The following is a 25,674-nucleotide window of genomic DNA, read 5'->3' as shown; positions in this document are numbered from 1 at the left end:
AAAATAGGTGTGTTGATTGCTGATCAACGATTCATATTATAAGGAAACCTCTATGAAATTAATGAAAACATTATTCACTTCGGTTGTATTGTGTGGTGCGCTGGTTGTTTCTTCGTCTTTTGCTGAGGAAAAAGCGACAGAACAAACCGCTCAACCTGTTGTAGCAACTCAAGCTGAAGCTCAAATAGCACTAGCCGTAGTGAGCGATAAATTGAATATCAACACAGCAACTGCCAGTGAAATTCAAAAATCCCTAACTGGCATTGGTGCGAAAAAAGCGGAAGCTATTGTGCAATATCGTGAAAAACACGGTAATTTTACTAATGCAGAACAGCTTTTAGAAGTACAAGGAATTGGCAAAGCAACACTAGAGAAAAATCGTGATCGTATAATCTTTTAATTTTCTAACCTCCAATGAATGCCCTGTTTTACAGGGCTTTTTTACTCTTTATACACAGAATATATTAAAAACCCGTTGGCAAGTTGAGTAAATTTTAATACACTAGAAAGCCTAGTCGGGGTGCAATACGCTGAGATCATACCCGTGAACCTGAAACAGTTAATACTGACGTAGGAAACTAGGAATACAACCTTATCTCCTTTTCGTCATTATTGCTGCCTTTTAATCATAAATAAGGATGTAATAATGAAACTTCTTAAATTAACCTTAATTTCTACCGCACTTTTTTCCACTGCGGCATTAGCTCAAGCACAGCAAAGTGTAAACGTATATAGCTACGACTCTTTCACTTCTGAATGGGGGGCTGGGCCAAAAGTAAAACAAGATTTTGAAAAAGCCCATCCACAATGTGCGATTAATTTTACGCCTTTTGAAAGCGTTGGTGTGTTGCTCAACCGTGTTCGTTTGGAAGGGAAGAAAACCAAAGCAGATATTGTGCTAGGTTTAGATAACTTTTTTTTGGAACAAGCTGAAAAAACAGCTATTTTTGCGCCAAATAACGTGGATTTAACTCAGCTGGATTTACCAACAAAATGGGCGAATAAAACCTTCTTACCTTTTGATTTCGGTAATTATGCTTTTGTGTACGATAAAACTAAATTACAAAACCCGCCGAAAAGTTTGAAAGAATTAGTTGAACGTCAAGATCTTAGTGTGATTTATCAAGATCCTCGCACCAGCAGTGTGGGTCGTGGTTTATTGGTTTGGATGAATGCTGTTTACCCTGCTGATAAAATTCAATCCGCTTGGAAAGAGTTAGATAAGCATACAGTGACAGTGGGTAAAGGCTGGTCAGATACTTACGGTGCATTTTTGAAAGGCGAAGCGGATTTAGTATTAAGTTACAGCACATCGCCACTTTATCATCAACTTTTTGAGAAAAAAGATAATTATGCGGCGACAGATTTTGCGGAAGGTCATATTACTCAAGTAGAATTAGCGGCGCGAGTTGCAAACCATCCAAATCAATGTGCGGATGATTTCATGGCATTTTTAATTTCGCCTACAGCACAAAAACATATTGTGACCGCCAATATTATGTTGCCAGTTATTCAAGGCGAAATTGAACCGCACTTTGATGCGCTTAAAGTTCAACAAAAAACTCAAACGTCAATTAATCCAACAGTGAATGCTGAGCAGTTAAAAAATTGGATCAGCACTTGGCAAACTACATTAACAAAATAATTTGATGTTTTCGTTATTTCATCATCCACAACTTCGCCCTCGTCATTATGCGGGCGGGGTTGTTGTTATTAGTTTCATTATTCTTTTTTATGGTAGTGCCTTAAGTTCGATCTTTGCATTGGGCGATGAATTGCAATGGCGAGCTTGGTTTACTGATGATTATCTACAGCATTTGATTCTTTTCAGTTTTGGGCAAGCCTTACTGTCTACCGTTTTATCTATTTTCTTTGGTTTACTTCTCGCTAGGGCATTATTTTATAAGCCATTTTTGGGAAAAAAGTGGTTGTTAAAATTAATGTCGCTAACTTTTGTCTTACCTGCTTTAGTGGTAATTTTTGGTTTGATCGGCATTTATGGTTCAAGTGGTTGGTTAGCTTGGCTTGCTAACCTTTTTGGAATGTCGTGGCAGGGACATATTTACGGACTTTCGGGGATTTTAATTGCCCACCTTTTTTTCAATATCCCACTGGCAGCACAGCTTTTCTTACAAAGTTTGCAAAGTATCCCTTATCAGCAACGTCAGCTTGCAGCCCAGCTTAATTTGCAAGGTTGGCAATTTGTTAAATTGGTGGAGTGGCCGGTTTTTCGTCAGCAATGTTTGCCTACATTCAGCTTAATTTTTATGCTGTGCTTTACCAGTTTTACTGTTGTTCTTACATTAGGTGGTGGGCCTCAATATACAACATTAGAAACCGCAATTTACCAAGCGATTTTATTTGAATTTGATCTGCCGAAAGCGGCTCTTTTTGCTATGTTGCAATTTGTATTTTGCTTGATTTTATTTAGTTTGACATCGCGTTTTTCGCTTTCTAATCAAAATGGCTTGAGCAATAGTAATATTTGGTTTGAGAAACCTAAAAGTGCGGTCAAAATTTTCCATATTTTGGTTTTACTTGTTTTTGTCTTTTTCCTTTTTTCGCCAGTATTGAATATTCTTATTAGCGCATTGAGTTCATCAAATTTACTCACAGTTTGGCATAATTCCCAGCTCTGGCGTGCCTTAGGCTATTCACTTTCTATCGCGCCCTTGTCCGCATTACTTGCATTAACGATGGCAATTGCCTTATTGCTTTTATCACGCCGTTTAGAATGGTTGAATTATCAAAAAATCTCACAATTTATTATTAATGCTGGAATGGTAATTTTAGCCATCCCGATTTTAGTGCTTGCGATGGGGTTGTTTTTATTATTACAAGATCGTGATTTTTCCAATATTGATTTGTTTATCATCGTTGTATTTTGTAATGCCTTAAGTGCAATGCCTTTTGTTTTACGTATTTTAAGCTCACCTTTTCATAACAATATGCGTTATTACGAAAATCTGTGTAATAGTCTGGGAATTGTGGGTTGGCAACGTTTTTATCTGATTGAATGGAAAACCTTGCGCGCACCGCTGCGTTATGCTTTTGCTTTAGGTTTAGCGTTATCTCTCGGCGATTTTACGGCGATTGCGTTATTTGGCAATCAAGAATTTACTTCTCTACCGCATTTGTTATATCAGCAGCTAGGGAATTATCGTAATCAAGATGCAGCTGTAACCGCAGGGATTTTATTATTGCTTTGTGGCATATTGTTTGCCTTTATTCACACATATAGGGATGCCGATGATTTATCTAAATAATGTCATTTTGAATGATAAAACCTTACCGATGTGCTTTAATTTGAGCGTAAATGCTGGCGAACGTGTTGCAATTATTGGCGAAAGTGGCGCGGGGAAAAGTACTTTATTGAATTTAATTGCTGGGTTTGAATTTCCTGCTCAAGGAGAAATTTGGTTAAACGATAAAAATCATACGCGTAGTGCGCCTTACGAGCGTCCTGTTTCTATGCTATTTCAAGAAAATAACTTATTTCCCCATTTGACTGTACAACAAAATCTTGCCTTAGGAATAAAACCCTCTTTAAAATTAACCGCACTTGAGCAGGAAAAAATTGAACAGGCCGCTTGCTCCGTAGGATTGGGCGATTATTTAGAGCGTTTACCGAATTCTCTTTCGGGGGGGCAAAAACAACGAGTGGCATTGGCGCGTTGTTTGTTGCGAGATAAGCCAATTTTGTTATTAGATGAGCCTTTTTCTGCATTAGATCAGAAACTTCGGGTAGAAATGCTGGCTTTAATCGCTAAACTTTGTGACGAGAAAGATTTAACATTGCTACTTGTTACCCACCAACCATCGGAATTAATCGGTTCGATAGATCAAGTGTTAGTGGTGGAAAATGGTCAGATAAGTCAATTACAAAAAGGGGTGTAAAATTAGTTTCATTCATAACGTTGAATTGATTGTTTCTACCATATACACTAATTCATCAATTAAGAAAGTATAAAAAGCGTGGTGTTTTTAACCGCACTTTCAAAGGAAAAACATGTTAGCGGAAAAATTACAAATTAACTCTATTACACCTAATCCAAGTGTAGAATATTGGTCTGTTTGCAAAGTTGAGGCGTTATTTGAAACGCCATTTTTGGAATTAGTTTACCGAGCAACGCAAGTTCATCGTAAGCATTTTAATCCTCGCGCGATTCAGTTATCCACGTTAATGTCTATCAAAACGGGGGGATGCCCAGAAGATTGTAGTTATTGCCCTCAATCAGCCCGCTATCATACTGGCGTACAAAATCAGCAGTTATTAGATGTTGATGAGATCGTCGCTAAAGCAAAAATTGCGAAAGCGCGTGGTGCAGGGCGTTTCTGTATGGGGGCTGCTTGGCGAGGCCCTAAGCCAAAAGATATTGAGAAAGTCACAGAAATTATTAAAGCCGTGAAATCACTTGGTTTAGAAACTTGCGGTACCTTTGGTTTATTGCAAGACGGTATGGCGGAAGATTTAAAAGAAGCTGGATTAGATTATTACAATCATAATCTTGATACCGCACCAGAACATTATGCAGAAGTGATTGGTACTCGCCGTTTTGATGATCGTCTTAGCACCTTAGGAAAAGTGCGCAAAGCTGGATTAAAAGTGTGTTGTGGTGGCATTGTGGGGATGAATGAAACCCGTAAAGAACGGGCTGGATTAATCGCGAGCCTTGCAAATCTTGATCCGCAACCTGAGTCAGTGCCGATTAATCAACTCGTTAAGGTTGAAGGTACGCCGTTAGCCGATGCGGAAGAATTAGATTGGACGGAGTTTGTGCGAACGATTGCTGTTGCACGTATTACTATGCCAAAAAGTTATGTTCGCCTTTCTGCAGGTCGCAGTGGTATGACTGAAGAAATGCAAGCGATGTGTTTTATGGCGGGTGCAAATTCTATTTTCTATGGCGATAAATTACTTGTTACAGATAATCCAGAAGAAGATGGCGATCAGTTATTGATGGCAAAATTAGATTTAGAGCCAGAAACTGCAGAAAATAAAAAGTTGTAGTTTGCGTTAGATAGCTGAGAAATTAAGTATAAATCTATTCCTTTCTTTATTTCATATCTCACAATAATTTTCAATAGCCAATAAAAAAGCTCCTTGAATATCAAGGAGCTAGTTTAGTTTAATCTTAAAGAATTTCTTTCGCTTTTGCTACCACGTTTTCAACAGTGAAACCAAAGAGTTTAAATAATTGATCTGCTGGTGCGGATTCGCCAAAGCTATTCATACCGACAACACGGCCATTGAATCCAACGTATTTATACCAGAAGTCAGCAATACCCGCTTCAATCGCAACACGTTTGGTTACCGCTGCAGGTAATACACTTTCACGGTATGCTGCATCTTGTTTATCGAAACGGTTAGTACTTGGCATAGAGACGACACGTACTTTTTTACCTTCAGCACTTAATGCTTCGGCTGCTTGCACTGCTAATTCCACTTCAGAACCTGTCGCAATGAAGATTAACTCAGGTGTGCCATCACAGTCTTTTAACACATAAGCACCACGTTTAACCGCATCTAATTGTGCAGAAGTGCGGTTCATTTGAGCAAGATTTTGACGAGTGAAAATTAACGCACTTGGGCCATCTTGACGTTCAACCGCTTGTTGCCATGCGATGGCTGATTCAACTTGGTCACATGGACGCCATGTTTCAAGGTTTGGAATTAAGCGTAGTGAAGCCGTTTGTTCTACTGGTTGGTGTGTAGGCCCATCTTCGCCTAAACCGATGGAATCGTGGGTATAAACGAATAATGTGCGTTGTTTCATTAATGCTGCCATACGCACCGCATTGTGAGCATATTCATAGAACATTAAGAAGGTTGCGCCGTAAGGAATGAAACCGCCGTGTAAAGCAATACCGTTCATAATGGCAGACATACCAAATTCACGCACACCATAGTTAATGTAGTTACCACCTACGTTTTCGTGCGCACGAATTGGTTTAGAACCACTCCATAAGGTTAAGTTGGAGCTTGCTAAGTCTGCAGAACCTCCTAAAAATTCTGGCAATACGTGTGCATAAGCTTCAATGGCATTTTGTGATGCTTTACGGCTTGCAATACTCGCTGGATTTGCTTGTAATTTTTCGATGAACGCTTTAGATTCTGCCGCCCAGTTTGTTGGTAATTCGCCAGAAACACGACGTTTAAATTCTGCTGCTAATTCAGGATAGGCTTTTGCATAAGCGGCAAATTTTTCTTCCCAAGATTTTTCTGCTGCAGCACCTTTTTCTTTTGCCGACCATTCAGCATAGTATTCAGCTGGAATTTCAAATGGCGCATATTCCCAGCCTAGTGCTTTACGGGTTAATGCGATTTCTTCATCACCTAATGGTGCGCCATGGGAATCATGAGAACCTGATTTATTTGGTGAACCAAAGCCGATGATGGTTTTACAAATAATTAACGTTGGTTTTTCTTTTTCTGCTTGAGCAAGAACGGTAGCAGCACGAATTTGCTCTGCATCGTGACCATCTACATTACGGATTACTTGCCAGCCATAAGCTTCAAAACGCTCGGCGGTGTCATCACTGAACCAGCCATCAACATGACCATCAATGGAAATATTGTTGTCATCGTAGAATGCGATTAATTTACCCAGACCTAAGGTTCCTGCTAAAGAGCAAGCCTCGTGAGAAATCCCTTCCATTAAACAACCATCGCCTAAGAACACATAAGTGTGGTGATCGACAATTTCATGGCCTTCACGGTTAAATTGTCCAGCTAAGGTTTTCTCAGCAATTGCCATACCCACCGCATTAGTGATACCTTGACCTAACGGGCCAGTCGTGGTTTCAACACCAGGGGCATAACCATATTCTGGGTGACCTGGGGTTTTAGAATGTAATTGACGGAATTGTTTTAAATCTTCGATAGAAAGATCATAGCCAGTTAAATGTAAAAGACTATAAATCAACATAGAACCATGGCCGTTAGAAAGTACAAAACGATCTCGATCAGCCCATTTAGGATTGGTTGGATTGTGTTTTAAAAAGTCGCGCCATAACACTTCAGCAATATCCGCCATCCCCATTGGTGCACCAGGGTGACCAGATTTTGCTTTTTGTACAGAATCCATTGCTAAGACACGAATTGCATTGGCTAATTGTCTACGAGTTGCCATTTTGTTCTCCTGTGATAATTCGCTTTGAAAAAATAATCTTGCACATTCTACCTTATTTCTGAAGGAAATTTAGCAAAAATCCGCACTCAATTTAATAGTTTGTGACAATAATCAAAGTCTACGACGACATTGATGAAAACGCATACTACTAGATTTCATTGTCAAATTTACCGCACTTTTTTCTCTTTGAGTTTATGATAAGAACAGCGATAATGACTTAAAAAATACTTGTTTTACACCAAATAAGATAACGCCAAATATCGCTAGGCTTAGCGAAATAATCGTTGCAAGTATCATTGAGTAGTTTTTCTTTAATTATTTTCACTTTTTCAATTCACATCGGTTAAAATCTTTTTAGTCGCCACAACTTACAGGATTTTTATGCAAATTCAACGTTTCGAAAGTATTACACAAAAATACCCACAATTTCCTACCGCACTTTTGGCTAATGAGGAGCCTATACAGAATGGGGAACCTTTTATCTTATACGGCACAAAGTTGGACATAACTAAGCTAGAAAAATTTCAACAAAAGTGCGGTCAAAATTTTCAGATTTTTGATGTTTGGATGGTAGCGAAAAATATTATCGTCTTATTGAAAGGTCAATGGTTTTCTGATTTCATTAAATTTGCTCACGATGTTGAAGTGGATATTGCTAAATTAGATTTCAGCCCTAAATTGTCTCAAGCAGGGTTGTTGGTGATGGATATGGATTCTACCGCTATTCAAATTGAGTGTATTGATGAAATTGCGAAACTAGCGGGTGTTGGCGAACTTGTTTCTGCGATTACGGAAAGTGCAATGAGGGGGGAATTAGATTTCGAGCAAAGTTTGCGTTGTCGAGTGGGCACATTAAAAGGTGCGCCAGAAAGTATCTTACAGCAAGTTAGAGAGAATTTACCGTTAATGCCAGGATTAGTTGAAACGATCCAAACCTTACAAAAATATGGCTGGAAAACTGCAATTGCTTCAGGCGGATTTACTTATTTTGCGGATTATTTGAAAGCCTTATTAAAGCTTGATTTTGCGGCATCAAATCAATTTGATATTGAAGATGGAAAACTCACTGGCTTAGTTAAAGGCGATGTGGTTGATGCCCAATACAAAGCTAAAACATTACAACATTTGTTAGAGGAATACGGTATTAATTCACGACATTCTATTGCTATCGGCGATGGGGCAAATGACTTGGCAATGATGAATGTGGCAGGGCTAGGCGTTGCGTTCCACGCTAAACCTAAAGTGCAACAACAAGTGCAAATTGTGGTAAACTTCGCCGACTTAACCGCACTTTTATGCCTTTTAAGTGCCAATGATAGAATTTAATAAAACGGGAGAAGACTATGCCATCTTTTGATATTGTTTCTGAAATCACTTTACACGAAGTTCGTAATGCAGTGGAAAATGCCAACCGTGTGCTTAGCACGCGTTATGATTTTCGTGGTGTAGAAGCAGTAATTGAATTAAATGAAAAAAATGAAACAATTAAAATCACTACAGAATCTGATTTCCAACTTGAGCAATTAATTGAGATTTTAATTGGATCTTGTATTAAACGTGGTATTGAGCACAGTTCTTTAGATATTCCAGCAGAAAGCGAACACCACGGTAAACTTTACAGTAAAGAAATCAAACTTAAACAGGGTATTGAAACAGAGATGGCGAAGAAAATTACTAAATTAGTAAAAGATTCTAAAATCAAAGTTCAAACTCAAATTCAAGGTGAGCAAGTGCGTGTGACAGGTAAGTCACGCGATGACTTACAAGCAGTGATTCAACTTGTAAAAAGTGCTGAATTAGGTCAGCCATTCCAATTTAATAATTTTAGAGATTAGTTTTTCAAATAAGGGCGAAATGTTGCCATAGTTTTTTGATAAAACTTGACGAACACCGCTTTCAAGCGTAACATTCGCCCGATTTTTTAACGAGAAGGACACACACTTTGGACAGTCATAGTCGATACCGAATATCGCTCTAGACGCCCGCCTTTTATTATCGGCGTGCGTTCGCCGGTAAATTTACCGTTGTTTCGGCATCTCTTAACGAAAACTTTGCGATTTTTCACCGCACTTTCGTTTCTTCTTTAATTTGTTCACTGTTAGCTGTTCATAATCCTATAAGGAGTATGAAATGATCAACGCGTTTGCTATCAATGATTCCCGCTTGGTTCGTATTGACGAAGACCAAACTGATCTCAATACTGCCATTTGGCTTGATTTACTTGAGCCAACAGGCGAAGAACGTGAAATACTACAAGAAGGCTTAGGTCAGAGCCTAGCCTCTTTTCTTGAATTGGAAGATATCGAAGCTTCCGCCCGTTTCTTTGAAGATGAAGACGGTTTACACCTTCACTCATTTTTTTATTGCGAAGATGAAGACAATTATGCTGATTTAGCGAGCGTCGCTTTTACTATTCGTGATGGTCGTTTATTTACGTTGCGTGATCGCGAGCTACCCGCATTCCGTTTATATCGTATGCGTTCACGTAGCCAGCGTTTATTAGAATGTAATTCTTATGAAGTTTTGCTAGATTTATTTGAAACGAAAATTGAGCAATTAGCGGACGTGATTGAAAATATTTATGCAGATTTGGAAGAGTTAAGTCGCGTTATTTTAAACGGAAAACAAGATGAAGCCTTTGATGAAGCATTAAATACACTCACGGAACAAGAAGATACGAGCTCAAAAGTTCGTTTGTGCTTGATGGATACTCAACGTGCATTAGGTTTCTTGGTTCGCAAAACTCGCTTACCAACTAATCAGTTAGAACAAGCACGAGAAATCTTACGAGATATTGAATCTTTGCAACCGCATAATGAATCATTATTCCAAAAAGTAAACTTTTTAATGCAAGCTGCAATGGGTTACATCAATATTGAACAGAACAAAATTATGAAATTCTTCTCGGTTGTTTCTGTGATGTTCCTTCCTGCAACATTAGTCGCGTCTACTTATGGTATGAACTTTGATTTTATGCCTGAATTACATTTTAAATATGGCTATCCAATGGCAATTGGATTAATGATCGCAGCCGCACTGACACCATATATTTATTTTAGAAGAAAAGGATGGTTATGATGGAATTATCCCAAACCGCATTATTTATCGGATCAATTATTAATCTTTACGCACTTGTATTAATCTTACGAGCTTGGTTGCAGTTTGCTCGTGTGGATTATTACAGTCCTGTTTCAACATTTGCAGTCAAAATGACTGATCCAGTATTAAAACCTCTGCGTAAAGTTATGCCAACGGTAAAAAATATTGATACTTCCGCATTACTGCTTGTATTTATTATTGGTATGTTAAAAGGTATTATTTATTTTGGCTTATCAGTAAATGTACTCTTAGTATTGGGTGTGCTAACTGTATTGAAAAGCATTGGTTTAGCTATTTTCTATGTGCTTTTTATTGGGGCTGTTTTAAGTTGGTTTAATCGAGGTAATAATTCTATAAGTTATGCCTTTTATCAACTCTCCGAACCACTTTTAAAACCAATCCGTCGATTATTACCTACATTAGGAATGATTGATTTTTCTCCGATGGTCGTTGTGTTTATCTTATTGTTTTTAAACAATTTTATGCTTGATCTTCTAGGTGGGCTTTGGATTATCGCTGGTTAGATATTCATATTCCTTATTTGAATATTGCTTTATAAAAATATTGAAGATTTAGTTGGTAAGAATAGTATTTTCTATTCTTACCTTTTTATTTCGTTTTTAGAGGTTTTTGATTTTTATAATTCTTATAAAAGATATAAAATTCTTTTATAAAAATAAGGGGAAGTTTATTTACATTGACATTTAAATAGCAGAATTTATTGTCCTATTACCTAAAGTACCATCATCAATCGCTTCTTTTGGCGTCCCAATAACTTCGGCGATTTTCTCTCCATTTTTAAAAAACACAAATCCACCATTTTCCATTTTTGTCCAAGATTCATTTTTGGTTAAAGGAAATGTTGTGATGATATTGACCTTATCTCCTGCTTTTGCATAATAGCTAAAATCAATTACTCCATCATCATCAATACGGTGAGCTTTGCCAAAAGGTGCTTTTCGCATAACATAATGTAAGTTTGTTGAGCAATGTGCAATCATCCACTCGCCATTAGAAAGAATGAAATTAAACGTACCGTGTTGAGCAAGTTCTTTTGTTACTTTTTGAATTGCTTCAAAAATTTCCATTTCACTTGGTTTTTTGCGGAAAGTATTTTTAAGATATTCAGCCATATAACAGAAAGCAGCTTCAGAATCTGTAGAACCTATTGGCTGTAAAAAATGATCTGTCATATCTGGTAAGTTTTTTAAATTACCATTATGTGCAAAAACCCAGTTTTGTCCCCAAATTTCACGAATGAACGGATGGGTGTTTTCAATATTGACTTCGCCTTGTGTTGCTTTACGAATATGCGCAATAACATTAAGAGATTTAATATTATATTGTTTTATACAATCTGCGATGGGGGAAAGACTGGCTGCTTGATTATCACGAAAAATACGTACACCACGTCCTTCAAAAAACGCGATTCCAAAGCCATCTGAATGGCAATCTGTTAAACCTGCACGACGACGGAAACCTTCAAAAGAAAAAACAATATCCGTTGGCGTATTACAATTCATTCCGAGTAATTGACACATAACTTTAATTAGATATAACCTCACAATATTTGAGCGATTTAACACCATTATAGGGAGAATATCAAGAGAGATTTAATGAATTTTTATGTTGTATAGATATTAATGATAGAAATCTTATTTAATCTATTATTCTTTAAAAATCAAGATTTAACAGTCTCTTTCGGCTAATGTATTGTGGTACAAGCAAATAAACTCACAAGGAAAACAACAAGCAATGCCATCTTTAATTTATTCATAAATACAAAATTCCGAGAAATAAGAAAGCGCGTATGATAGCGAAAATTGGGGACTGTGCAAGGATTGGAATGAGACTAAAAAATGCAATAAAAACTGGAAATGTAATTCCAAACACACACAAAAAAATAAAATATGGAAATTAACTTCCAATTTTTGTACACTTTTTACAAATATGAAATTAACTTCCAATGAGTAAAACTATGATCTCTCGTGAAAATTATTTACAGCAACTGATTCAATTTAAAGATACTGATTTTATCAAAGTCATCTCGGGTGTTCGTCGTTCTGGTAAATCAGTGCTACTCATGCAATACCGTGATTACCTTCAACAACAAGGAATTTCCCCTGAAAATATTCTTTACCTCAATTTTGAATCTTTTGAATATCAATGGGTGAAAGACGCTCAAGACTTCCAACAGCTTATTCAAGAAAAAATGCCGTCTTCTCAAGAGAAAATCTATTTTCTGATTGATGAAATTCAGTTTGTGGAAGGTTGGCAAAAAATCGTCAATGCGCTTCGTGTGAGTTTTAACACCGATATAGTGATTACAGGTTCCAATGCTAACTTGCTTTCCGGTGAACTTGCGACACTGTTAAGTGGTCGATATGTAGAAATCAAAATTTATCCGCTTTCTTTTAAAGAATTTTTACGCTCCCAAAATGTGGATAGTCAGTCAAGATTGGTGGATAAACTCTATTCGGAATATGAAAAATACGGCGGTTTCCCCAGTGTTGTGATGGCTGATGAGCCTTTAAAAGAAACGATTTTATCGGGTATTTTTGATTCCATCGTGCTAAATGATATTGCCCACCGAGCTGGAGTGAAAGACACGCATATTCTTAAAAGCGTGATTCTCTTTCTGGCGGATAACGTAGGGCAGTTGGTGAATCCAAGCAAAATTAGCAACACGCTCACGTCCGAACGTGTTCCCACTTCAAATCACACCATAAGCAAATATCTTGATTTGTTAGAAAATGCCTTTCTTTTTTATAAAGCAAAACAATACGATATTCGCGGAAAAGGCTATTTAAAAACCAATGCGAAATATTTTATTGTGGATAACGGTTTAAGACGACACGCTATCGGCAAAAAAGGGGCGAATTATGCCAATCGCCTAGAAAATATCGTCTTTATTGAATTACTCAGACGTGGTTATACCGTTGATGTGGGAAAACTTGACAGCAAAGAAATTGATTTTATCGCCCGAAAAGCCGATGAAATTCTATATGTGCAAGTCGCCTTTGAAATCCCTGAAAATACCCACGAAACCGATAATCTTTTGTATATTCAAGATAATTATAAAAAGATCTTAATTACGGGGAAATATTACGAACAAACGGAGATTGATGGGATTGAAGTGATTTATGTGGTGGATTGGTTGTTGCAATAAATCCAAAAAAAGCTGGAAATTTTCACCGCACTTTTTTGTATTTTATGAATTATAGCTAATTTATAAATTATTCTAATTAACGACGTTGCTGTTATGGAAACTATATTTAATTTTCTCTTTTAAGTATGTGAAAAAATTAATTAATGTTTACGATGATATTAATTTAGATAGAAAAGGAGATCCGAACGTTAATTTTTCAGGCAATCTTTTCTATCCAGCCAAAGCCCGTTGCAAACTTTGCGTCCAAGCGGTTCTAAATGCGGCATCTTTGGCAAAAAGTTTGTATAGTTCCAATTCATCCCGATGGCGTTCGCTCATCACATCGCGCAAAATGGCTTGGAAAGCCAATTCACGGGTATGAATATCCGGGTTATTTTGATATTTTTGCTCAAAGTCTTTATGGTTGCGGATGCGCTCGGTAATATTGATAAATTTTACCCGTTGCTCATCCGGCGTTGCGCTCCAGCCTTGAAACCATCTTTCGTTAAATACACGAATAATTTCATCAATCGGATCTTTTTCTTTATCTTCGCCATGCGTACCGCGCGGATTGGGGTTTTGCGGGTCAAGCCCTGTTTCTTCATCATCTAATTTAATGCTGTAATTCAGTTTGGTACGCGCCAAGCCGTAAGAGCTTAAATCCACAGCATCTAAAATTTCATCAAATTCATCCATCGGGTCTTGTACTTTTAATTTCGGTACTAAGAATTTGAGGAACCAATAGAGTTTCTCCCAAGCGATATTTTCAAAATTGATGATGGAGGCCATTTGCCCGTAGATTTTTAAAAACTGTTTTGCCTTGATTTTAAAATCAACTTTTTCATTTCGATCCAAATCCAATTCATCATCAAAACGTCGGACAGCCACATCAATCATACTGCTTAATTGCTGTGCGTCTTTATTGGCAAAATAGCCTTCGGTAAAATCGTCGACCTCCGCTTGTTCGTACACGCCGGTTTCATCCAACCGGTCTTTCAAATCATGCAAGACATTGACATCGGTTGCCTGCGACAACGAAGTAGAAGTATAAAACGGCTCAAATGCCTGCTGAATATCTTCAACACTGTTAAAAAAGTCCAATACAAACAAATCTTCCGTGCGTTTACCCAACTTATTCGCACTGCGATTCAAACGAGATAAAGCCTGCACGCAAAGCACGCCGGAGAGTTTCTTATCCACATACATGGCACACAATTTCGGCTGATCGAAACCGGTCAGATATTTATTGGCGACCACCAGCAAACGATATTCATCTTGATCGAAATACTCTTTGGTTTCGCTTTCTGCAAAGCCGTTCATTTCCGCTTCGGTGTATTCAACACCGTTAACCACTTTACTGCCTGAAAACGCAATCGCAATTTTAAACGGATTACCCCGCCCGGTCAGCAAGTGTTTTAACGCCTGAAAATAGCGGATGGCGGTTTCAATATTTTGCGTTACCACCATTCCCTTGGCTTTACCTTTGAGCTTTTTACGGTTGAAAACTTGGTGAATAAAATGCTCCAGCATAATTTCCGCCTTGGTATCAATCGTTTGTTGCGAACGCTCCACATAAGCTTTCAGACGGCCTTGAGCCTTTTTACTATCAAACTCCGGATTATCTTCAATCGATTTAGTGATCTCATAAAAACTTTTATAAGTGGTGTAATTTGCAATCACATCCAAAATAAAGCATTCTTCAATCGCCTGCTTCATAGAATAAAGGTGGAACGGCTTAAATTTACCATCCGCCTGTTTCTCGCCGAATTTTTCCAAAGTGCTGTTTTTCGGGGTGGCGGTAAAAGCAAAATACGACGCATTACCGCGCATTTTGCGGGATTGCATGGCTTGTAAAATCAAATCTTGCACATCTTCGGCATCAAGGTCTTCCGTTTTGCCGAAGGCTCGGTTCATATTGTCGTGTGCCGAACCTGATTGTGAGCTGTGTGCCTCATCAATAATCACAGCAAATTGTTTGTCACCCAAATCAGCAATGCCATCGACAATAAACGGGAATTTTTGAATCGTGGTAATAATGATTTTTTTGCCCTGCTCAAGGGATTGGCGCAATTCTGCCGAACTCAACGCCGGCGCAACAATGTTTTTAACTTCTGAAAAATCTTTGATATTGTCGCGCAGCTGTTTATCCAGCAAACGACGGTCGGTTACGACAATCACCGAATCAAAAATCGGGCGGTCTGCCTCTCTACCGTTTGCCGCCTTTTCATTGCGCGGATATGCCTCAATCAACTGATACGCCAGCCAAGTAATGGAATTAGACTTGCCCGAACCGGCAGAATGTTGAATCAAATAACGTTTACCCACGCCATGTTCACTGACATCAGCAATCAAACGGCGGACCACATCTAATTGGTGATAGCGAGGGAAAAAGAGGGTACGTTTATCCAACGGATCTTTGGTTGAACCGTCTAAGCGCATAAAATGCTGAATAATGTTGGCAAGGCTTGCTTTGCCGAACACCTCTTGCCATAAATACGCCGTGCGGTGTCCATTGGGATTGGGCGGATTACCCTTACCGCAGTTGTTGCCCAAGTTAAACGGCAAGAAAAACGTAGCAGGCCCCGCCAATTTGGTGGTCATATAAGCTTCTTCCGTATCTAAGGCAAAATGCGCCAAACAACGCCCGAAATGGAACAACGTTTGGCTTAAATCACGGTTGCGGTATTGTTTTTGCGCATCAATGGCTGTCTGACCTGTCCAATGGTTTTTCAGCTCAAGGGCAATAATCGGCAAGCCATTGGCAAACAGCACCATATCCACCGTTTCATTGCTTGAGGCAGAATAAGGCACTTGACGCATACAGCTAAACAAATTCTGTTCAAAACGCTGCTTGACCTTTTCGCCACTGCTGGCAAGCGGAATGGGGTAGAGCAAATCAAAATGGGCACTATCAATGTCCAAGCCTTTTTTCAGCAGGTGCAACACGCCGTTTTTCTTTATTTGTCGGTCTAACCGTTCTAGAATTTTACGTTGCCAATCGTTGGGATTGAGCTGTTGAAAACGGGCAAGTTCCGTCTCTTGGCTGGTTTGCAGGAATTGCCAAAACAGGCGTGTGTCGATGGCAAACTGCGCATCAAAATCCTGTGAAAATGCCAGCTCAAAACCATGATGGCGCGGCAGGTATTCCGCCTTCGGCTCGCCCAGCTTGTTTTCCATATTTTCACGCCAAGTGCCGGTTAAGGCTTTTTCAATGGCAATTTCTAAATCTTTTTCCTTTGTTCCTGAAACCATTTTGTACTCTTTTGTGAAATTTTTAAAATTGATTCATTACGCCCAAGTTGTCGCGCCAATATTCAAAATCCATCGGATTTTTTGACCGCACTTTTCACACCCTACACCTGCAGCTTGCCGGTCACCACATCGTTAATCAACACGCTTTTATATTCTTTCAGCTTTTCAATATGTGCTGTTTTTAATGCGATTGCTTGATCAATTTTAGCGGTTTGTTGTTCGAGATAATCGGCAATTTCTTGTTGCTCTTGAAATGGAGGAAGAACAATTTTTTGATTCCGATATTTATCCATTGCTAAGCTAGGGATAGCACCAGGATTAGTAAATAAATCAAAATCTAAAGCACAATGTAAGTAATACCCAAATAAAACATCTGCTTTTTTTATCTCAATTCCTAAACAATTATTATCAATAATGGAGTCTATTGATAAAATTTTCCTGTGATTTTTTCTTAATGCCTCACCAATTTTAGCGGTAACAATGCTATTTTTAGGAACAATATTCCATTTTTTCTGTTTTATTACTTTATTTGTTACTGAATTATTCCACTTGAAAATATATTTATCCTGATTCTCTGAAAAATCACTTACTTTTAAAAAAGGAATATTTCCATTGTTACCTTGTAGATCAATGGGAAAACCATTTCCTGAATGTTCTTTAACTACTCTTTTCATTGAAACTACTTCCCAATGCTCCGGCACTTGCCCTATCCATTCCACGCCGGAATCTTTTAACGGCACATCAGGGTTTAAGCCTCGGGTTACGGCATTTTGAATCAGGATCTGCTTGTGCTCTTTCAACAGGGCAATCTGCTTTTCCGCCAAATCCACCGCCTGATCGATTTTAGCGGTTTTATCGTCTAGGAATTGCGCGATTTTTTGTTGTTCGGAGAGAGGTGGAATAACCAAAATACTGTCTGAAATATGCCCATAGTTAATCGTTTGTCTTACACCTGAACCTAATAATTTCATATATGCAACATCGTATCTATGTAATAAATACGAAAAGTATTTTTTATTAATTATTTGTTTTTCTTTTAAAACAATGTAACCAGCACTTACAACAACGTCTATTTCTGATAAAGCAATTCTCAAACTAATTAGGTCATAATTTAAGTTTAAAGGATTTATTAAAAACTCGCCTTTTAACACCTCTTGATATGAACGTTTTGTTGCCTCTGTTACTTTATCATCCGATTTTTCAATAACTTTACCAAAACTAATGGCTCCACAATTAAGAGACAGGCTTTGCTTATGTTTTTTTTCAACAAATAATTGTTTCAAGCGTTTTAACTCCCAATGGCTCGGTACCTCCCCTAGCCAATCCACACCTGAATCCTTGTAACTCTCGTATCGTCTCATTTGCAAAAAATCCTTAAAATCTGACCGCTCTTATTGATGCAATTTGTTGTCCGTTTAACTATAAAAAAACTTTCTTATTTCATGCTAAATCTTGCTTAAAAGATAAAAAAGTATTATTTTTCAACAAGTTAATTATTATTAATTTCCTTGCTTAGCAAGCGATAAACCTTGCTTAATCTTTTCTAAAAGCATATTTGGCATTGGGGTCACGCTGTTTTACACTTTGTCTTTCAATAATACCTTGCTGAATAAAGGCATTTAAATACGCTCGGATCGAATTCTGATTGATTTTTGTATAGTCAACTAATTCTGACAATATCGCCGTACCATTTGTAAATAGATAAAGCAAAATGGCTTTTTGGGTGTCGTTGTAGTTTGTCCATTCTTTTTCAATCTGCAGCATAGTGGCTGTAGATACCGTTTTTTCATGTGCGGTAACACGGTTGCGCAATGTTAGATAAACATTGTTGTGTTGTTCTCTATATTCAGGCTTTGCCAATAATGATTTTTCCATTGACTCATAAATACGGGAAACGCCTTCATTAAGCTGACGGACATACCCAAGATCCTCTAAAACTCGTGCTATACGTGGATTCCGAGCAAATCGTTCTGTTTTAATATTTTCAATGGTGACTTGAGCAGGAAGAGGGCCACTATTACTAATTTCAAGACGATCGTCGAAATGTTTAATATAAATTACATTACCTTGAACATTGTAAGAACGATGACAAAGCGCATTTACAACACCTTCTAACCAAGCTTCTTCAGGATATTCCGGTACTTTGATAAATTTTCCCTGATTGATATCAAGAAAGTAATAATCCCTTAAAGAGGCTCTTAAAAAATAGGTCAGCTCCTCAATTAGCTTTGGAATATTATTTTCAAAACGTTGGTCTTTTATCACATTATGCTCAGTACCGACTTTCGCTACTGTACCTTCATAACGAACATAGCGGACTGATGCTGAAGGAATGTAACGTTCCGGCATGGTAGAAAAGAGTAAAATGGCTGATTTTTTAAACTGATAACAACCTTCCTTTTTGGTTAATAAATTTCGCTTGTATAACAAATCTAAGATATTATCGGAGGTAAAATTAACTTTCTTTTTATATAGCTCTAATAATTCTTGATCTAAATCTTCTTCATTAAAATCAGGAACTATTTCATCTTCAAATAGACGGATATTTTTATCATATTCAAGATTTTTGATTTGTTCTCTGGTGAGAGGGCCTCGATTACTATCTGCTACACGTAAGAACACATTTTCATTGTCTTTGCGACAATAAATACGCTCTAAATCTTGCTCTACGTGGAATAAGAAAACTAATTTTCCATCAACCAGAATTTCTTCCAGTCCAATCCGACAAGGCGGTGCAATAAAATCGAAAACCAATTTCCGATAATCATCTAATTTATCGCCAAGGCTATTCAAGTCTTGGATTTCGCCATTATCTGCCACACCAAAAGCCAAAACTCCGCCATCAGCATTGAGCATTCCAACTAATTCTTCAGCTATTTTAGTTGGCTTGATGTCTTTTTCTCCTAGTCCTTTGCGCTCAAAATATTGGTTTTCCGGCTGCATCTCTAAATAATTTTTTGTGATAATGCCGTTAATTTTAGAAAGCGGTTCTGTCATTATTATTCCTTGCTTATTTCATGCCAAATCTTGCTTAAAAGGTAAAATTCATTATTTTTCAATGTGTTATATATTTTGAATTTCCTTACTTAAGACCTATTAAAACTTGCTTAATAGTTTGTTTTTTATTAAGCCTCTAGAATTTCACTAATCAAGCCGTCAGCCTGTTTTTCTAACGCCAAAATATCTTGGGCAACTTCTGCAAGGCTGCGTAATGGTTTGTGGCGGTAGAAGTATTTGTTGAAGCTGATTTCATAGCCGATTTTTACGCTTTCCATATTCAGCCATGCTTCGCTGATGTGCGCTTGCACTTCGGCTTTGAAATAGTCGTGGATATTTTGTTTGAGCGGTATGGATTCGCTGTCGCGCAAGTCGCTGCTGGTTTCATATAGGATATATTCGCCTGCTTTGCCAGTGGTGTAATAGCCAAAGTCTGCCAGCCCGTCGGCTTGGCATTGGTAGCGTTGGCAAAGGGCGTCCAATTCGTTTGGTTTGAGCTTGAGTGTTTTGGCAATCACTTTGGCTGAATTTTCGTCGTACCAACTTACGGCATTGAAAATGGCCTTTTTCTCTGTGGCAGAAAGGGGGATTTTTTCGGTTTTCAGACGGCATTCCACGGCTTGTTTGAATTGGTTGAAATCGTCAAATTGTTGTTCGCCGAAATGTTCGAGCAGTTTTGATGCCGTCTGAAAAAGTGCGGCGGCTTTTTCCCAGGTTTTGACATCCAGTAGCTTTGCCTTGTTTTTGTTGTTTAAGGCTATGCCCTGCGCTTCGCACCAAGCGGTAATTTCTTGCTCGGTTTGGGTTAAAAATCCGGCGTTGTAAACTTGTCCGCCATATTGCCGATAAAGATATTGCATCGGCTCAAACAAGGCTTTGTCAAAACGTAAAGACGCAATATTTTCGACGGTAAATTGGGCAGAACGACGATCCGGGCGTTCGATGGTGACTTTGTAATAGCCGAAATCTTGATTGTCAAAAATCTGCGAAGCCAAACCGACCGCTTCATTTTGGCTGTCGGTTTCGCGCGCTTTGGCAGTGAAATCAAGATAGTTTTGGGTAATTTCGGAGATATGTTCAGGTACAAATTCGCAGTTTTTATCGCCAAGGTTTTTACGCAATTTGCGGAATAAGAGGCTGGCATCAATCAGCTGAACTTTGCCTTTGCGTGCTTCGGGTTTGTTGTTGGACAGCAACCAAATATAAGTGGTAATGCCTGTGTTATAAAACAGATTATTAGGCAGCTGTACGATGGCTTCCAGCAAATCATTCTCAATGATATGGCGACGGATGTTGCTTTCTCCTGAACCTGCATCGCCGGTAAACAGGCTTGAGCCGTTATGCACAGAGGCAACACGGCTGCCGATTTTGTTGTTTTTCGGCGATTTCATTTTGTTGACCATTTCCATCAGGAAAAGCAGCTGACCATCGCTGGAGCGCGGGGTGGCATCAAGGGTTTCTACATTGCCCCAGTAATCTGGTAAGGTAACTTTAAAGCGACTGTCGATAACCTCATTGCCGTCTTTGATATAGGCTTGATCTTTGCTCCAGCTTTTGCCATATGGCGGGTTGGAAAGCATAAAGTCAAAGTGATTACCTTGGAAGCTATCTGTAGCAAGGGTTGAGCCGACTTTGATGTTTTCAGGGTTGTCGCCTTTAATCATCATGTCAGATTTACAAATGGCATAGGTTTCATCATTGGTTTCTTTACCAAACAAAAAGATGGAACGCTCGCCTTGTGATTCAGATAGCGGATATTTTTGCTCAATAAAGTTTTGCGACTCGGTCAGCATGCCACCGCTGCCGCAAGCTGGGTCGTAAATCGTAATAATGGCCGGAATTTGGTCTTTGAGCGGATCAAAGACTAAATGCGTCATCAGCTCGATCACTTCGCGTGGGGTAAAGTGTTCGCCAGCTTCTTCGTTATTTTCTTCGTTAAATTTACGAATCAGTTCTTCAAATACATAGCCCATGCCCAGATTGGTCAGCGCTGGTAATTTGTTGCCCTCAGTGTCTTGTTGTTCTTTAGGGGTAAGATTGATATAGGGCGATACAAATTTTTCCAACACACTCAGCAAAACATTTTTATGGGACATGTGGCGGATTTGTTCACGCAGCTTGAAGCAGTTGATGATTTCATGAACGTTGGTGCTGAAACCATCAAGATATTCTTCAAAATTGGCCAGCATATACTGCGGCGTATTGCTGGCGGTTTGATAGAGGGATTTTAATGTCCATTTTGAGGTGTTATAAAAAACATGACCGGTAATTTTTTTAAGGGGAAGGTCATCCAATTCGGTGAATGCCAATTCTTCTTTTTGAAAACGCATTTCTTCCAATACGGCATCTTTGCTTGGCTCAAGTAAAGTATCCAAACGACGAAGCACAAACATCGGTAAAATCACATCACGATATTTACCGCGCACATACACATCGCGCAGACAATCGTCTGCAATACTCCAAATAAAAGAAACCAGCTTGTTATGAACAGAATGATCCATATTTGTTCCCACTTAATATTATGAAATTTTTTGGGTATTGTTGCTTATTTTTAATGGGCATTCAATTTTTTCTTTTATTAAAGGAAGCTAATTGTTATTAGTTATGATTGTAGGATCTTATAGAGAAGAAAGCGTGCGGTAAAAAATTAAGTAAATTTTACCGCACTTTTGTATTTTACGCTGGATTATCTATATCTTTAAATTCTACGTCAAAGCCATATTCGTTCGCCAACCATTCGCCTAATGCCTTGATGCCATAGCGTTCTGTTGCGTGATGACCTGCAGAGAAGAAATGTAATCCTTGCTCACGGGCAGAATGAATCGTTTGTTCTGACACTTCCCCTGTAATAAATGCGTCGCAGCCTTGTTCTGCAGCAAGATCAATATAACCTTGTCCGCCACCGGTACAGATGCCAATTTTTCGGATTAAGTGCGGTCCGTTTTCAATGCAAATTAACGGTTTTCGATTTAACACTTTTTCTATTTTTTCTGCAAAGTCTTTACCTGTCATCGGTTCTTTGAATTCGCCCCAAACAGGAATACTCACAGAGCCTTTTTCTAATGGTTGTAAATTTTCAATGTCGAGCAGTTTGGCTAATTGTGCATTGTTACCTAATTCTGGGTGCACATCTAATGGCAAATGATAGCCATATAAATTAATGTCGTTCACTAAAAGGGCTTTAATTCGCTTGCCTTTCATTCCTCGAATACAAGGGTTTTCACTTTTCCAAAAATAGCCATGATGAACCAAGATCGCATCGGCATTTTGGCTGATTGCGTAATCAATTAAAGCCTGACTCGCCGTTACGCCAGTAATGATTTTTTTGATTTCTGTTTTACCTTCGACTTGTAAGCCGTTGGGCGCATAGTCATTGATTTTATCGGAAGAAAGTTTTTGATTAATGAGTTGTTCAAGTTCGAGATTATTCATAATGGATCGTTGATTGGAAAAAGTTGGGATATGGTACAAAATTCCCAAAAAAATGGCTAGTGCGAAAGGAGTGGGGGAATGCACTAGCCAAGTTTCATTACTATTAAATTACTATCTAGTATCTAAAACAGAATTCATTATATACATAAATTTATAGCGATCAAGAGGGATAAGAAATTTTTTATTTAAAGTGCGGTTTAAATTCCTTGTGTTTTTTACCGCACTTTTCCTCTTAAATTCCCCTTGAAATCTTTCTTTTTATTCTTATATCTGTGACGTTCAATTTTTATCTTTATGAAGGAAAAAATTATGTCACAAAATCAAGAAACTCGCGGATTCCAATCTGAAGTCAAACAACTACTCCAATTAATGATTCATTCTTTGTACTCTAACAAAGAAATTTTCTTACGTGAATTGATTTCTAATGCTTCTGATGCGGCAGATAAATTACGCTTTAAAGCACTTTCCAACCCTGCTTTATATGAAGGCGATGGCGACTTGCGTGTGCGTGTTAGCTTTGATGCGGATAAAGGCACTATTACAATTAGCGATAACGGCATTGGTATGACTCGCGAGCAAGTCATCGATCATTTGGGTACGATTGCAAAATCAGGAACAAAAGAATTTTTAACCGCACTTGGCCAAGACCAAGCAAAAAATAGCCAGCTTATTGGGCAGTTTGGTGTAGGTTTTTATTCAGCTTTTATTGTGGCAGATAAAGTGACTGTAAAAACTAGAGCGGCTGGCGAAGAGGCGGATAAAGCCGTACTTTGGGAATCTGCGGGCGAAGGCGAATATTCTGTGGCGGATATTGAGAAAAAATCCCGTGGTACAGATGTGATTTTACATTTACGTGAAGATGAAAAAGAATTTTTAAATGAATGGCGTTTGCGTGAAATTATCGGTAAATATTCTGACCATATTGGCTTGCCAGTGGAAATGCTGACGAAAGAATACGATGATGAAGGCAAAGAGTGCGGCGAAAAATGGGAAAAAATCAATAAATCTGATGCCCTTTGGACGCGTTCTAAAAATGATGTTTCCGATGAGGAATACAAAGCGTTTTACAAACACTTAAGCCATGATTTTGTTGATCCTGTGACTTGGGCGCATAACAAAGTGGAAGGAAATCAAGCATATACTAGTTTGCTTTATGTACCAGCTAAAGCACCTTGGGATTTATTTAATCGCGAACATAAACACGGCTTAAAACTTTATGTTCAACGTGTATTTATTATGGATGATGCTGAGCAATTTATGCCGAATTATCTACGTTTTATGCGTGGTTTAATCGATAGTAATGACTTGCCATTAAATGTATCTCGTGAAATTTTACAGGATAACAAAATTACGGCTGCACTACGCAAAGCATTAACTAAGCGTTCATTACAAATGCTAGAAAAATTAGCAAAAGATGATGCAGAAAAATATCTTCAATTCTGGAAAGAGTTTGGTTTAGTCTTAAAAGAAGGCCCTGCAGAAGATTTTGCTAACAAAGAAACTATCGCAAAGTTATTGCGTTTTGCTTCGACACATAATGATGGTAGTGAGCAAACTGTCTCTTTAGAAGATTACATCTTGCGTATGAAAGAGGGGCAAAAAGCTATCTATTACATTACAGCGGATAGTTATGTTGCAGCGAAAAATAGCCCGCACTTGGAATTATTCAATAAAAAAGGCATTGAGGTTTTATTGCTTTCCGATCGCATTGATGAATGGATGTTAAGCTATTTAACTGAATTCGATGGTAAACAATTACAAAGTATCACGAAAGCAGATTTAGATTTAGGCGATTTAGCCGATAAAGAATCTGAAACACAAAAACAACAAGATGAAGCCTTTGGTAGTTTTATTGAGCGTGTGAAAAACTTGCTTGGCGAACGTGTGAAAACGGTGCGTTTAACTCACAATTTAACGGATACACCAGCGGTGGTTTCTACGGATAACGATCAAATGACGACCCAAATGGCGAAATTGTTTGCAGCCGCAGGGCAACCTGTACCAGAAGTAAAATACACATTTGAACTGAATCCAGAACACCATTTAGTGAAAAAAGTGGCTGATATTGCAGATGAAACTGAATTTGCTGATTGGGTGGAATTATTACTTGAACAAGCTATGTTAGCAGAGCGCGGATCTTTGGAAAATCCAGCTGCGTTTATTAAACGTATCAATAAGTTGTTAGGTTAATTCATTTGAGATGAAGTAGCATAAGGGTTAAAATCCTCAGTCTGATTAGATTGAGGATTTTTCTTTTTTAGGTGAAATATGATTACAGTTTACGGCATTAAAAATTGCGATACAGTGAAGAAAGCGTTGAAATGGCTGGCGGATCACAATATCGAACATAAACTTCACGACTACCGTGTTGATGGGTTAGATTTGAATTTTTTAACCCAAGCGGAAACTCAATTTGGCTGGGATGTGTTAGTGAATAAACGCAGTACAACTTGGCGTAATTTGAATGAGCAAGTTAAAAATTCTCTTGATAAAACCACCGCACTTTCCGTGTTGGCTGAGAATCCAACTTTAATTAAACGCCCAATTATTTTACAAGATGGGAAGGCACTAATTGGATTTAATGAAAAGGAATATCAGGCTGCTTTTGCTTAA

At 38.2% G+C, this 25,674-nt stretch carries 19 protein-coding genes and 1 riboswitch; of the genes, 12 read left to right on the top strand and 7 right to left on the bottom strand.

Features of this window, described 5'->3' with window-relative positions; genetic code table 11:
- The first annotated feature begins 52 nt into the window (after positions 1–52).
- The 5 genes from DQN49_RS10055 to bioB all read left to right on the top strand — a co-directional run bounded on the left by DQN49_RS10055 (position 53) and on the right by bioB (position 5,011).
- On the top strand, positions 53–400 hold the full coding sequence (locus DQN49_RS10055; protein ID WP_006995651.1) for a helix-hairpin-helix domain-containing protein: 348 nt from the start codon (positions 53–55) through the stop codon (positions 398–400).
- Positions 401–506: 106 nt separating this feature from the next.
- Positions 507–594: riboswitch (TPP riboswitch) on the top strand.
- A 52-nt stretch (positions 595–646) separates the two neighbouring features.
- Positions 647–1,645, top strand: coding sequence for a thiamine ABC transporter substrate binding subunit (thiB, locus tag DQN49_RS10050; protein ID WP_006995652.1), 999 nt, complete (start codon positions 647–649; stop codon positions 1,643–1,645).
- Between the two features lie 4 nt (positions 1,646–1,649).
- Positions 1,650–3,266: a thiamine/thiamine pyrophosphate ABC transporter permease gene (thiP, locus tag DQN49_RS10045; protein WP_006995653.1), complete on the top strand. Its 1,617-nt coding sequence runs from the start codon at positions 1,650–1,652 to the stop codon at positions 3,264–3,266.
- Entirely contained in the window at positions 3,250–3,897 is a 648-nt protein-coding gene (thiQ, locus tag DQN49_RS10040) for a thiamine ABC transporter ATP-binding protein (RefSeq protein ID WP_005655984.1), read from the top strand. The genes thiP and thiQ overlap by 17 nt, the downstream gene beginning before the upstream one ends.
- Positions 3,898–4,009: 112 nt before the next feature.
- Positions 4,010–5,011: a biotin synthase BioB gene (gene bioB, locus DQN49_RS10035; RefSeq protein ID WP_006995654.1), complete on the top strand. Its 1,002-nt coding sequence runs from the start codon at positions 4,010–4,012 to the stop codon at positions 5,009–5,011.
- A gap of 124 nt (positions 5,012–5,135) precedes the next feature.
- On the opposite strand, the gene tkt is transcribed toward bioB, so the two are convergent.
- Complete coding sequence (gene tkt / locus DQN49_RS10030; protein WP_006995655.1) at positions 5,136–7,133, bottom strand: transketolase; 1,998 nt, start codon at positions 7,131–7,133, stop codon at positions 5,136–5,138.
- Positions 7,134–7,514: 381 nt separating this feature from the next.
- On the opposite strand from tkt, the gene serB reads away from it, so the two are divergent.
- From serB to DQN49_RS10010, 4 genes are all read left to right on the top strand, one after another.
- Entirely contained in the window at positions 7,515–8,459 is a 945-nt protein-coding gene (gene serB, locus DQN49_RS10025) for a phosphoserine phosphatase (protein WP_006995656.1), read from the top strand.
- A 17-nt stretch (positions 8,460–8,476) separates the two neighbouring features.
- Complete coding sequence (locus DQN49_RS10020; RefSeq protein ID WP_005651674.1) at positions 8,477–8,968, top strand: YajQ family cyclic di-GMP-binding protein; 492 nt, start codon at positions 8,477–8,479, stop codon at positions 8,966–8,968.
- A gap of 295 nt (positions 8,969–9,263) precedes the next feature.
- The gene (gene corA / locus DQN49_RS10015; protein WP_005655990.1) at positions 9,264–10,211 is read left to right on the top strand and encodes a magnesium/cobalt transporter CorA; all 948 of its coding nucleotides are present in this window, start codon (positions 9,264–9,266) and stop codon (positions 10,209–10,211) included.
- Positions 10,211–10,756 carry a YggT family protein gene (locus tag DQN49_RS10010; protein WP_005665949.1) on the top strand — a complete coding sequence of 182 codons (546 nt, stop codon included), beginning with the start codon at positions 10,211–10,213 and terminating at the stop codon, positions 10,754–10,756. The genes corA and DQN49_RS10010 overlap by 1 nt, the downstream gene beginning before the upstream one ends.
- Before the next feature lie 180 nt (positions 10,757–10,936).
- On the opposite strand, the gene DQN49_RS10005 is transcribed toward DQN49_RS10010, so the two are convergent.
- Positions 10,937–11,773 carry a class II glutamine amidotransferase gene (locus DQN49_RS10005; RefSeq protein ID WP_005647819.1) on the bottom strand — a complete coding sequence of 279 codons (837 nt, stop codon included), beginning with the start codon at positions 11,771–11,773 and terminating at the stop codon, positions 10,937–10,939.
- A 425-nt stretch (positions 11,774–12,198) separates the two neighbouring features.
- Here DQN49_RS10005 and DQN49_RS10000 point away from each other — a divergent pair, with 425 nt between their 5' ends.
- The gene (locus DQN49_RS10000) at positions 12,199–13,401 is read left to right on the top strand and encodes an ATP-binding protein (protein ID WP_006995661.1); all 1,203 of its coding nucleotides are present in this window, start codon (positions 12,199–12,201) and stop codon (positions 13,399–13,401) included.
- 210 nt (positions 13,402–13,611) lie between these two features.
- Here DQN49_RS10000 and DQN49_RS09995 read toward each other — a convergent pair whose 3' ends face one another.
- The 5 genes from DQN49_RS09995 to DQN49_RS09975 form a co-directional block, all read right to left on the bottom strand.
- A complete protein-coding gene (locus tag DQN49_RS09995; RefSeq protein ID WP_006995662.1) occupies positions 13,612–16,632 on the bottom strand; it encodes a type I restriction endonuclease subunit R in 3,021 nt (1,006 codons plus the stop codon).
- A 101-nt stretch (positions 16,633–16,733) separates the two neighbouring features.
- Positions 16,734–17,993 (bottom strand): restriction endonuclease subunit S, encoded by a 1,260-nt coding sequence (locus DQN49_RS09990; protein WP_032826267.1) that lies wholly within the window; start codon positions 17,991–17,993, stop codon positions 16,734–16,736.
- A gap of 172 nt (positions 17,994–18,165) precedes the next feature.
- Entirely contained in the window at positions 18,166–19,629 is a 1,464-nt protein-coding gene (locus DQN49_RS09985; RefSeq protein ID WP_006995664.1) for an ATP-binding protein, read from the bottom strand.
- A 128-nt stretch (positions 19,630–19,757) separates the two neighbouring features.
- Positions 19,758–22,130 carry a type I restriction-modification system subunit M gene (locus DQN49_RS09980; protein ID WP_006995665.1) on the bottom strand — a complete coding sequence of 791 codons (2,373 nt, stop codon included), beginning with the start codon at positions 22,128–22,130 and terminating at the stop codon, positions 19,758–19,760.
- Positions 22,131–22,305: 175 nt separating this feature from the next.
- Complete coding sequence (locus DQN49_RS09975) at positions 22,306–23,061, bottom strand: Nif3-like dinuclear metal center hexameric protein (RefSeq protein ID WP_006995666.1); 756 nt, start codon at positions 23,059–23,061, stop codon at positions 22,306–22,308.
- 309 nt (positions 23,062–23,370) lie between these two features.
- On the opposite strand from DQN49_RS09975, the gene htpG reads away from it, so the two are divergent.
- Positions 23,371–25,251 carry a molecular chaperone HtpG gene (gene htpG / locus DQN49_RS09970; protein ID WP_013527243.1) on the top strand — a complete coding sequence of 627 codons (1,881 nt, stop codon included), beginning with the start codon at positions 23,371–23,373 and terminating at the stop codon, positions 25,249–25,251.
- A gap of 78 nt (positions 25,252–25,329) precedes the next feature.
- On the top strand, positions 25,330–25,674 hold the full coding sequence (locus DQN49_RS09965) for an ArsC family reductase (RefSeq protein ID WP_006995668.1): 345 nt from the start codon (positions 25,330–25,332) through the stop codon (positions 25,672–25,674).

It is taken from the genome of Haemophilus aegyptius, from assembly GCF_900475885.1.
Lineage (GTDB): Bacteria > Pseudomonadota > Gammaproteobacteria > Enterobacterales > Pasteurellaceae > Haemophilus > Haemophilus influenzae.
The sequence above is the reverse complement of the archived record's forward strand: the minus strand, read 5'-3'. Positions and strand labels throughout refer to the sequence as shown.

Excerpts from the sequence above, each read along its gene's own strand:
- DQN49_RS09975 (WP_006995666.1), bottom strand. The coding sequence starts at position 23,061 with ATGAATAATCTCGAACTTGAACAACTCATTAATCAAAAACTTTCTTCC.
- htpG (WP_013527243.1), top strand. The coding sequence starts at position 23,371 with ATGTCACAAAATCAAGAAACTCGCGGATTCCAATCTGAAGTCAAACAA.
- DQN49_RS09980 (WP_006995665.1), bottom strand. The coding sequence starts at position 22,130 with ATGGATCATTCTGTTCATAACAAGCTGGTTTCTTTTATTTGGAGTATT.
- corA (WP_005655990.1), top strand. The coding sequence starts at position 9,264 with ATGATCAACGCGTTTGCTATCAATGATTCCCGCTTGGTTCGTATTGAC.
- DQN49_RS10005 (WP_005647819.1), bottom strand. The coding sequence starts at position 11,773 with ATGTGTCAATTACTCGGAATGAATTGTAATACGCCAACGGATATTGTT.
- DQN49_RS09990 (WP_032826267.1), bottom strand. The coding sequence starts at position 17,993 with ATGAGACGATACGAGAGTTACAAGGATTCAGGTGTGGATTGGCTAGGG.
- thiB (WP_006995652.1), top strand. The coding sequence starts at position 647 with ATGAAACTTCTTAAATTAACCTTAATTTCTACCGCACTTTTTTCCACT.
- DQN49_RS09985 (WP_006995664.1), bottom strand. The coding sequence starts at position 19,629 with ATGACAGAACCGCTTTCTAAAATTAACGGCATTATCACAAAAAATTAT.
- tkt (WP_006995655.1), bottom strand. The coding sequence starts at position 7,133 with ATGGCAACTCGTAGACAATTAGCCAATGCAATTCGTGTCTTAGCAATG.
- DQN49_RS10055 (WP_006995651.1), top strand. The coding sequence starts at position 53 with ATGAAATTAATGAAAACATTATTCACTTCGGTTGTATTGTGTGGTGCG.
- DQN49_RS10010 (WP_005665949.1), top strand. The coding sequence starts at position 10,211 with ATGGAATTATCCCAAACCGCATTATTTATCGGATCAATTATTAATCTT.
- thiQ (WP_005655984.1), top strand. The coding sequence starts at position 3,250 with ATGATTTATCTAAATAATGTCATTTTGAATGATAAAACCTTACCGATG.
- serB (WP_006995656.1), top strand. The coding sequence starts at position 7,515 with ATGCAAATTCAACGTTTCGAAAGTATTACACAAAAATACCCACAATTT.
- DQN49_RS10000 (WP_006995661.1), top strand. The coding sequence starts at position 12,199 with ATGAGTAAAACTATGATCTCTCGTGAAAATTATTTACAGCAACTGATT.
- DQN49_RS09995 (WP_006995662.1), bottom strand. The coding sequence starts at position 16,632 with ATGGTTTCAGGAACAAAGGAAAAAGATTTAGAAATTGCCATTGAAAAA.
- bioB (WP_006995654.1), top strand. The coding sequence starts at position 4,010 with ATGTTAGCGGAAAAATTACAAATTAACTCTATTACACCTAATCCAAGT.
- DQN49_RS09965 (WP_006995668.1), top strand. The coding sequence starts at position 25,330 with ATGATTACAGTTTACGGCATTAAAAATTGCGATACAGTGAAGAAAGCG.
- DQN49_RS10020 (WP_005651674.1), top strand. The coding sequence starts at position 8,477 with ATGCCATCTTTTGATATTGTTTCTGAAATCACTTTACACGAAGTTCGT.
- thiP (WP_006995653.1), top strand. The coding sequence starts at position 1,650 with ATGTTTTCGTTATTTCATCATCCACAACTTCGCCCTCGTCATTATGCG.